This is a genomic window from Herbaspirillum chlorophenolicum (genome assembly GCF_001189955.1).
Lineage (GTDB): Bacteria > Pseudomonadota > Gammaproteobacteria > Burkholderiales > Burkholderiaceae_D > Herbaspirillum > Herbaspirillum chlorophenolicum.
The window spans coordinates 1-7,046 of sequence record NZ_LFLT01000085.1 but is presented as its reverse complement, the minus strand read 5'-3'; the positions used below and the strand labels follow the sequence as shown (position 1 = coordinate 7,046).

Genomic DNA, 7,046 nt, shown 5'->3' with positions numbered 1-7,046 from the left:
GGCGAGATCGTGAACAGGTTCTGCGAAGCCCGGTTGGACGTTGTCAGTCGTCGCCCAGTTCCGCCAGCAATTCGGCCTGGTGCTCGGTGATCAGGGCGCTGGTGAGTTCTTCCAGGTCGCCGTCCATGATGAAGTCCAGCTTGTACAGCGTTAGGTTGATGCGGTGGTCGGTCATGCGTCCCTGCGGGAAATTATAGGTGCGGATGCGTTCGCTGCGGTCGCCCGAGCCGATCAGCGACTTGCGGGTGGCCGCTTCCTTCGATTGCTGCTCGCGCAATTGCACGTCCTTGATGCGCGCGGCCAGCACCTTCAGCGCGGAAGCCTTGTTCTTGTGCTGGCTGCGGTCGTCCTGGCATTCCACCACGATGCCGGTCGGCAGGTGGGTGATGCGCACCGCCGAATCGGTCTTGTTGATGTGCTGGCCGCCGGCGCCGGAGGCGCGGAAGGTGTCGATGCGGATGTCGGCCGGATTGATTTCCACGTCCTCGACTTCGTCGGCTTCCGGCATCACGGCCACCGTGCAGGCCGAGGTATGGATGCGGCCCTGGGTTTCGGTGGCGGGCACGCGCTGCACGCGATGGCCGCCCGACTCGAACTTCAGGCGTGAATAGGCGCCGAAGCCGGCGATGCGCGCGATCACTTCCTTGTAGCCGCCCAGTTCCGATTCCGAAGAGGAAACGATCTCCACCTGCCAGCGGTTGCGCTCGGCGTAGCGCGTGTACATGCGCAGGAGATCGCCGGCAAACAGCGCCGACTCGTCGCCGCCGGTGCCGGCGCGGATTTCCAGGAAGATGTTGCGCTCATCGTTCGGGTCCTTGGGCAGCAGCATCTTTTGCAGGTCGCCTTCCAGCGCTTCCATGCGTGCGCGGGCGGTATTGATTTCTTCCTGCGCGAACTCCTTCATGTCCGGATCGGCCAGCAGTTCCTGCGCGGTCTTGATGTCGTGGCCGGACTGCACGTAGTCGAGGTAGAGCGCCACCAGCGGGCCCAGCTCGGCGTGTTCGCGCGTCATCTTGCGGTAGTTGTCCATGTTGGCCGTGGCGTCTTCCTGCGCCAACAGGCTGTTGAGCTCTTCCAGCCGTTCGGCGAGCTGGTCGAGTTTGGCGAGCATCGATGGTTTCATGTGCTTGTATACGGTGAAAAGGTGTCTTGCGGAACCGTTGCGCCGGAAAGAAGGGCGACGGCAAGGCGGTGGCCCATGCGCGGAGCACGGGCGCGAAGAGGGAGAAACGCTAACGCTTGGTGCGGAACAGTTGCGGCAGCAGTTCGACCAGCTGGCTGCGCTGTTCGCCCTGGGCGTGATGCAGGGCCTGTTGCGGGCCGTGCAGGAACTTGGCGGTCAGGCCCTTGGAGAGGGCTTCCATCACCGCCTCGACATCGTCGCCCTTGGCCAGCATCTTGCGGGCGCGTTCCAGTTCGGCCAGGCGCAGCGCCTCGCCGGTTTCGTGCAGGTCCTGGATCAGCGGCACCATGGCGCGCGTGTCGATCCAGTGCATGAAGGACTGCACGCGGGTTTCGATGATGGCTTCGGCCTGCGCCACTGCAGCCTGGCGGTTTTCGACGCCGCTCTGCACCACCGAGGCCAGGTCGTCCACGGTGTACAGGAAGACGTCGTCCAGGCGTGCGACTTCGGATTCGATGTCGCGCGGCACGGCCAGGTCGACCATGAAGATGGGTTTGTGGCGGCGCGCCTTGACCGCACGCTCGACCAGGCCCAGGCCGATGATTGGCAGCGAGGACGCGGTGCACGACACCACGATGTCGAAGCGGGAAAGCTGCGCCGGCAGGTCGGCCAGGCGGATCGCGCTGCCGTTGAAGCGGTGCGCCAGCGTCTCGCCGCGTTCCATGGTGCGGTTGGCCACTGTCAGGCTTTTGGGGTTTTGCGCCGCGAAGTGGGTGGCGCACAGCTCGATCATTTCACCGGCGCCGATGAACAGCACGTTCTGCCCAGAGATGGAATCGAAGATGCGCTGCGACAGCCGCACCGCCGCCGCCGCCATCGACACGCTGTGCGCGCCGATCTCGGTGGTGGTGCGCACTTCCTTGGCCACCGCGAAGGTGCGCTGGAACAGCTGGTGCAGGTAGGTGCCGAGTCCGCCGGCGGCATCCGCCTGGCGCACCGCATCCTTCATCTGGCCCAGGATCTGCGGTTCGCCCAGCACCATCGAGTCCAGCCCGGAGGCGACGCGGAAGGCATGGCGCACGGCATTGTCCTGCGGCAGCGCATAGAGGAAGGGACGCAGGTCGGCGTAGGGGATCTTGTGGTACTCAGCCAGGAACTGCGCGGTGCGGTCGATGGCGAAATCCACGCCATCCTGGCCGGACGCCGCGGCAGCATACAGCTCGGTGCGGTTACAGGTGGAGAGGATGGCCGCTTCGCCGGCCGAGATGATGCGGTCATTGCCGCCGAACCAGGCGCGCGCCGCCGCCACCGCCTGACCGATCTGGTCAGCGGGGAAGGCCACTTTTTCGCGCAATGAAACCGGCGCGGTAGTGTGGTTGAGTCCGACGGCGAGCAAATGCATGGAATGACGCGGCTTTCGATGCCGCTGGGCTGAAATTCAGGGCCAAAATCGACCTTTTACGACGAAGCTATTATACCCGCTGTGCAATAAGGGGTTTGGCGACGGGCCGATAGTCGGTATTCATCCCTGATATGGATCATGCTTTGACATATGCGCCAGCACCACTGCGGCGTAGCGCCCAGGTTGTTCCAGGTCGGGGAAATGCCCGCAATCGTCGAAGCGGATCAATTCTGCTTGCTGCAGCAATTGCTGCAGCGAATCCGGCGGCGTAGCGCGATGGGAGCGGTCCTGCGTCCCCCATACCAGCGTGCAGGGCAGGTTTGGCGTGCGCTGCAGCAGTTGGTCTTCCTTCAACAAGCCTTGCACTACGCTTGCCAGGCAGAAACATCCTCCTTGGGCGAACGAGGCGCTTGCCGCCTGTTGCAGGAATGCCGCATCCCGTCCCGGCGGCAACGCGCTGCGATACCACAGGTGCGCCATCTTCCGGCGCGCCATCCAGGCCAGCGCCTGGCCCAGTACCGGCACCCGCAACGGACGCGGGATCATGCGGTAAGCCCAGGCTTGCATCGCCGGCAGCGAGGGCGTTTGCGTCAGGATCAGGCCGGCTACGCGCGGCGAACGCTGGGCAGCGCGCAGCGCATACAGGCCGTTGGCGCAACTGAAGGCCAGCGTCGCCCGCCAGATATCCAATGCTTCCAGCAACGCCAGCACGGCATCGGCGCCCTCGTCCAGCGAATGGCGGTAGCGTGGCCCGGGCAGCGAATGGCCGAAGCCCGGCATGTCGAAGCACACCACCCGGTAGTGCGGCGCCAGCACCCCGATGAGTTCGGCGTAGTGGGCGACGACATTGGGGCCGTCCGGAGTCAGGACGATGCAGGGGCGGGAAGAGCCGGCGGCCGGCGCGCCGGTATCGGCCACATGCAGCGGGCCGGCGCGGGTGGCCAGCGTCTGCACGCGCACGCCCGCGAGGCGGTGCGACAGTGCGGCCAGCAGATGGTCCAGCCGGGCGCCTGCCATGTCAGCCGGCCCCGGAGCCGGTGCGCTCCAACTGGTAGCCGTAGCCATAGACCGTGGCCAGCTTGTAGCCATGTTCCGGTTTCAGGCCGAGCTTGCTGCGCACGCGCGAGACGTGGGTGTCGATGGTGCGCGTGGGCACCTCGGGCTCGGTGCCCCAGATACGCTCCTGGATGAAAGCGCGCGACAGTGGACGGCCGAGGTGCTCCAGCAGCAGCAACGCCAGTTCCGACTCCTTCCGGGTGAGCGCGGCATCCAGCGACGGACGCTCCAGGCAGGAGACGCGCAGGCGGTCCAGGTCGAACACGAAGCCGCCGCTGTGCACCACGGACCCCTCTGCCTGCGGATCGGCCGCATGCGACAGCAACTCCAGCCGCAGCGCCAGCTCGTTGCGGCGGATGGGTTTGATCAGGTAATCGTCGGCGCCGGCCGCGCGCAGTGTTTGCAGCAAGTCCTTATGTACCGGTGATGCCAGCAATAGCACGGCGGGGGCGATGCCACCATCTTGCGAAGGAGGTTCCCGCCAGGCGCGTAAGCCGGCTTCGAGCGGTGCGGCTTGCTCTTCCAGTCCGTCCAGATCGATGACCAGCACGGCGACACCCTCCAGGCGGGCAGCCGTCAAGCCGTCCACGCCGACATAGGCCGAGCAGTTGCGTGCGGCGGGCAGCTGGCGCAGCAGGGCTACGCAGTCGGTGGAGGAGGAGAGAATCCCGATCTTCATCGCATCAGGGAAGGAAGAAAAAACAGCGTACCGGGACGTTGCCGCCATCGCCCTGAATTGGTTCAGGGCGACGGCAGGGATGCGAGACGTTAAGGCAACTCAGACCGGCGCCGAATCGGCGTCCGGCAGCACCACGTTCACGTCCAGCACTTCCAGGTTGCCCTGGCGGTCCAGCGAGATCTTGATGTCATCCGCATTGACCTTGGTGTACTTGGAAATGACTTCGATCAGTTCCTTGTGCAGGGCCGGCAGGAAGTCCGGGCCCTGGCGGCCGTTGGAGCGTTCGCGGGCGATGATGATCTGCAGCCGTTCCTTTGCTGCAACCGCGCTCTTGGGCTTGGTCGGGAACAGGAATGAAAGCAGGGACATGTCACTTACCTCCGAAAATGCGCTGCAGGAAACCCGGCTTTTCGTAGTTGGTGAAGCGCAGCTCGACGTTCTCGCCAAGGAAGCGCGACACCACATCCTGGTAGGCCAGGGCCACGTCGCTGTCCTTGATGTGGATGGCGGGGCTGCCCTGGTTGGAGGCGGCCAGCACCGATTCCGATTCGGGGATGATGCCGATCAGCGGGATGCGCAGGATTTCCTGTACGTCGGTATGCGACAGCATTTCGCCGCCCTCCACGCGCTTGGGCGAGTAGCGGGTGATCAGCAGGTGTTCCTTGACCGGTTCGCCGCCGGCCGAAGCGCGGCGCGACTTGGCCTGGATGATGCCGAGGATGCGGTCGGAGTCGCGCACCGAGGACACTTCCGGGTTGGTCACCACGATCGCCTCGTCGGCGAAGGTCAGCGCCATCACGGCGCCGTGCTCGATACCGGCGGGCGAGTCGCAGATGATGTATTCGAAGTCCATCTTGGACAGGTCGCCCAACACGCGCTCGACGCCTTCTTCGGACAGCGCGTCCTTGTCGCGGGTCTGCGAGGCCGGCAGGATGAACAGGTTGTCGCAGTGCTTGTCCTTGATCAGCGCCTGGTTCAGCGTGGCTTCCTTATTGATGACATTGATCAGGTCGTACACCACGCGGCGTTCGCAGCCCATGATCAGGTCCAGGTTGCGCAGGCCGACGTCGAAGTCGATCACGGCCGTCTTGTGGCCTCGCATTGCAAGGCCCGATGCGAAACTGGCGCTCGACGTCGTTTTACCGACGCCGCCCTTACCGGAAGTCACAACGATGATTTTTGCCACAAAAAACTCCTTAAGAAGAACAGTGCGCTGATGCGATTCAGCCGTATTGGATTGGGTTGCGTTGCGTAATTCAGTATTGCGTTCAAGCCGCCTGCATCGCCAGCACGTCGATGCGTTCGCCGTTCAGGCGCACCTGTACCTGCTTGCCCGCGATCTCCGCCGGAGGGCCGTTCTCGAAGGTTCGATAGACCCCGGCGATGGAAACCAGTTCCGCTTCCAGCGAGGCGGCAAAGATGCGTGCCTCGGTGTTGCCCGAGGCGCCGGCCAGCGCCCGTCCGCGCAGCGGCGCATAGACGTGGATGCTGCCGTCGGCGATGATCTCGGCGCCATTGTTGACGGCCGCCATGACCACCAGGTCGGCGCCGCGCGCATAGATGCGCTGGCCGGCGCGCACCGGGGTGTCGACGATCATGGTGCGTGCGGCCGGGGCGGCTGCAGGAGCGGGCGCCGCAGGCGGTTCGGGCTGCGGCGCGGGCTTGGCTGGCGGCGCTGCTTTTTGCACGGCAGTTTCCTGGGCGCGCACATTGGCTGCCCCGGCACCGGCTACAGCCGAACTGTCGATCGCCAGGCCGTGGGCGACGATGCCTGCGTGCAAGTCTTCCGGCGCATTGCGTACGGCCACGGTGTTCAGGCGGAACGCCTTGAACAGGCCGACCAGCGCCTGCCAGTCGATGTCGGCAGCAGTCGCGCCTTCCAGCGCGCCGATGTCGAGTACCGCAAACTCATCCTCGAAGAAGTCGGATACGCCGCCGGTCATGTCCTTGAGCGCCTTTTCCAGGGCGGCAGGATCGGTTTCATGCAGGATTGCCGAGATGGCAACGACGGTGGATATCTTGATTTCGATCGGTTTGCGGGCTTTTTGCATAAATCGTCTGGTCTGGAACGGGGGACATCGGTTCCCGTAAATATTGGCTGTGCATTATACAGGCAGGCTGGCGCTGCGATAGCGGCCGACGGGGCTTTTCGGCGGGATCAGGGGGCAGGCGCGGCCGCTTGCCCCACGGAGTCGGCCGGGGGCGACAGGAGCTGTTGCAGGGTCTGCAGGTCGCGCATCACCCATTTGGCGTCTTCGGTGAATTTCTTGTCATCCATGCCAGGCTGGCGGAACAGGGTGAATGTGAGTTCGCTGGCCGCGTCGCCATTGGCCACCACCCGCATCGGCACGGCCACCCGCGCGCCGCCGGGCAGCGTCACCTCGTGGTCCAGCACGCCGTAGGGATTGGGTTCGGCGAAACGGATCGCCACCTTGCCCGTTTCCCCCTCGGCTACCCAGGCGCCGCCTTCCTGCGTCAGCCCTTGGCCCAGGCCCGAAGCCCATTGCGCCATGTTGCGCGGATCGGAGAGAAAGGCGTAGGCCTGCGCTGCCGCCACGGGCAGCGTCACATGCAAGACAAGAACCGGCAAAGGGGCGGACATGGCGTTCTCCAGAAGGGGCGATGCGCCATTATCCCTCCATCGCGGCCTTGTGCCGCGCCCAAATGCATGGGTCCATGAAAAACGGCCGGGAGCGTCTTGCGACACCCCCGGCCGTTGGCTTGGCGGCTGCCCCGGCGCGCCGGGGATTGCCAGCCTTGGTCCTTAGAACCTGTTCCCGCTCTCA

8 protein-coding genes are annotated in these 7,046 nt (G+C 64.9%); all 8 read right to left on the bottom strand.

Annotation, left to right across the window (positions count from 1 at the left end; all coding sequences use genetic code 11):
• Positions 1-43: 43 nt before the first annotated feature.
• The 8 genes from prfA to AKL28_RS22700 all read right to left on the bottom strand — a co-directional run bounded on the left by prfA (position 44) and on the right by AKL28_RS22700 (position 6,862).
• Complete coding sequence (gene prfA / locus AKL28_RS22735; RefSeq protein ID WP_050470577.1) at positions 44-1,123, bottom strand: peptide chain release factor 1; 1,080 nt, start codon at positions 1,121-1,123, stop codon at positions 44-46.
• Positions 1,124-1,232: 109 nt separating this feature from the next.
• Positions 1,233-2,525, bottom strand: a complete 1,293-nt coding sequence (hemA, locus tag AKL28_RS22730) for a glutamyl-tRNA reductase (RefSeq protein WP_050470576.1) — start codon at positions 2,523-2,525, stop codon at positions 1,233-1,235.
• 120 nt (positions 2,526-2,645) lie between these two features.
• The gene (locus AKL28_RS22725; RefSeq protein WP_231602647.1) at positions 2,646-3,590 is read right to left on the bottom strand and encodes an alpha/beta fold hydrolase; all 945 of its coding nucleotides are present in this window, start codon (positions 3,588-3,590) and stop codon (positions 2,646-2,648) included.
• Positions 3,544-4,260, bottom strand: coding sequence for a response regulator transcription factor (locus tag AKL28_RS22720; RefSeq protein ID WP_050470574.1), 717 nt, complete (start codon positions 4,258-4,260; stop codon positions 3,544-3,546). Before AKL28_RS22720 ends, AKL28_RS22725 begins: the two co-directional genes overlap by 47 nt.
• A 99-nt stretch (positions 4,261-4,359) precedes the next feature.
• Positions 4,360-4,629 carry a cell division topological specificity factor MinE gene (gene minE / locus AKL28_RS22715; protein ID WP_050470573.1) on the bottom strand — a complete coding sequence of 90 codons (270 nt, stop codon included), beginning with the start codon at positions 4,627-4,629 and terminating at the stop codon, positions 4,360-4,362.
• A gap of 1 nt (position 4,630) precedes the next feature.
• On the bottom strand, positions 4,631-5,446 hold the full coding sequence (gene minD, locus AKL28_RS22710) for a septum site-determining protein MinD (RefSeq protein WP_050470572.1): 816 nt from the start codon (positions 5,444-5,446) through the stop codon (positions 4,631-4,633).
• A gap of 82 nt (positions 5,447-5,528) precedes the next feature.
• The gene (minC, locus tag AKL28_RS22705) at positions 5,529-6,311 is read right to left on the bottom strand and encodes a septum site-determining protein MinC (RefSeq protein ID WP_050470571.1); all 783 of its coding nucleotides are present in this window, start codon (positions 6,309-6,311) and stop codon (positions 5,529-5,531) included.
• Positions 6,312-6,418: 107 nt separating this feature from the next.
• Complete coding sequence (locus AKL28_RS22700; RefSeq protein WP_050470570.1) at positions 6,419-6,862, bottom strand: SRPBCC family protein; 444 nt, start codon at positions 6,860-6,862, stop codon at positions 6,419-6,421.
• Positions 6,863-7,046: the final 184 nt, after the last annotated feature.